Below are 1,778 nucleotides of genomic sequence, written 5' to 3'. Positions count from 1 at the left end.
ACTTCGGAGAGATGCCCGAAATTGACCCATTAGGCGGTCTTTAGGGCAGCTCGGGGCAGGGTGACTCTACGATCCGCGATAGGACGTGACATGGGTCCTATGGGCGGCATCACGCCCCCAGCCCTCGTCCGGCCCCTCTCCGGGCCGGCCCAAGGGTCCCGGACGCGTCAGCCCGGCGGCGCTCACCACAAGCAGGGGTTCGGAGGTGTTCAGCGCCGCCATGGGGCCGGATGCACAGCGATGCGGATGATCAGGCAGTCGTCACCGACCCGGGCCGTTCGAGCTGTCGTTTGCCTGCCGCCACCCCGGTCACCCGCCTGAGCGCGGCGGCTGCGTCGTCGAAGGAGCCGCAGACCGCCTCACATGCGGCCAGGCGCCGCAGCCCGCAGACGCCCCCCTCGGCTGGCGGAGGGCCGTCCGGCCACACCCCGACGCCGGGCGCGTTTTTCACTGGCGCATGCGTCCACCTGTGGCCGCGGTGGCGCTCATGGCCGGGGGACGGGCAGGCTCCGACGAGGAGATCCTGGAGTTCATGGGCGGTCCGAGCAGCGGTGCGCCATGTCCACCGAGCCCGCGACAAGGCAGCGGAAGCCAGGCGGACGGCGGCGGTAGAGCCGACGGGCGGCAGCCGGGGCAAGTCCCGGCTGCCGCCCGTCACTTGTGCTGTCTCACTTCACGTTGACCGCGGTCCAGGCTGCTTCGACCGCCTTGTACTCGGTGCTGGAGGCGCCGTACAGCGCGGAGGCCGCGCTCAGGGTCGCCGTACGGGCCGCCTTGTAGTCGGTCGTCGACGTCATGTACGTCGTCAGCGCCTTGTACCAGATCTGGAGCGCCTTGTCCCTGCCGATGCCGGTGACCGTGGAGCCGTCCTGCGTCGGCGAGTCGTAGTTCACGCCGTTGATCGTCTTCGCGCCACTGCCCTCGGACAGCAGGTAGAAGAAGTGGTTCGCGACGCCGGACGAGTAGTGGACGTCCAGGTCGCCCACGCCGGAGGACCAGTAGTCGGCGGATCCGCCGTCCTTGCTGGGCTTGTCCATGTAGCGCAGCGGGGTTCCGTCGCCGTTGATGTCGATCTTCTCGCCGATGAGGTAGTCGCCGACGTCCGAGCTGTTGTTGGCGTAGAACTCCACGCCGGTGCCCATGATGTCGGAGGTGGCCTCGTTCAGGCCGCCGGACTCGCCCGAGTACTCCAGGCCCGCGGTGTTCGAGGTGACGCCGTGGCTCATCTCGTGGCCGGCCACGTCGAGCGAGGTCAGCGGGTCGGCGTTGCCGGAGCCGTCGCCGTACGTCATGCAGAAGCAGCTGTCGCCCCAGAACGCGTTCACGTACGCGTTGCCGTAGTGGACGCGGGAGTAGGCGCCGACGCCGTCGTTCTTGATGCCGCTGCGGCCGAAGGCGGACTTGTAGAAGTCCCAGGTCTCCTGGGCGCCGTAGGCGGCGTCAGCGCCGGCGGTCGCCGCGTTCGACACGGTTCCGTCGCCCCAGGTGTCGCTCGACTGCGAGAACAGGGTGCCGGTGCCGGAGCTGCCGTGGTTCAGGTTGTACGTCTTGTGGTTGCCGCGCGATCCGTCGGTGAGGGTGTACGACGAGCCGGACTGGGTTGTCGTCAGGTTCACCTCGCCGCTGTAGTGGGTCTTGCCGACGCCGGTTTCGATGCCCTGGTACTCGAAGAGCTTCTTGCCCGTGGCCGCGTCGGTGATGACGTGCAGCTGGTTCGGGGTGCCGTCGTCCTGGAGACCGCCGACGATCGTCTCGTAGGCGAGGACGGGCTTGCCGGA

At 68.6% G+C, this 1,778-nt stretch carries 1 protein-coding gene; it reads right to left on the bottom strand.

Annotation, left to right across the window (positions count from 1 at the left end):
- Positions 1-668: 668 nt before the first annotated feature.
- Positions 669-1,778 (bottom strand): M4 family metallopeptidase (locus ABZ471_RS48525; protein ID WP_359075586.1); only part of this gene is annotated, 1,110 nt, incomplete at its 5' end.

Source organism: Streptomyces sp. NPDC005728 (genome assembly GCF_040630895.1).
Lineage (GTDB): Bacteria > Actinomycetota > Actinomycetes > Streptomycetales > Streptomycetaceae > Streptomyces.
Note: the sequence above shows the minus strand (reverse complement) of the source record. Positions and strands in the feature narration are given on the sequence as shown.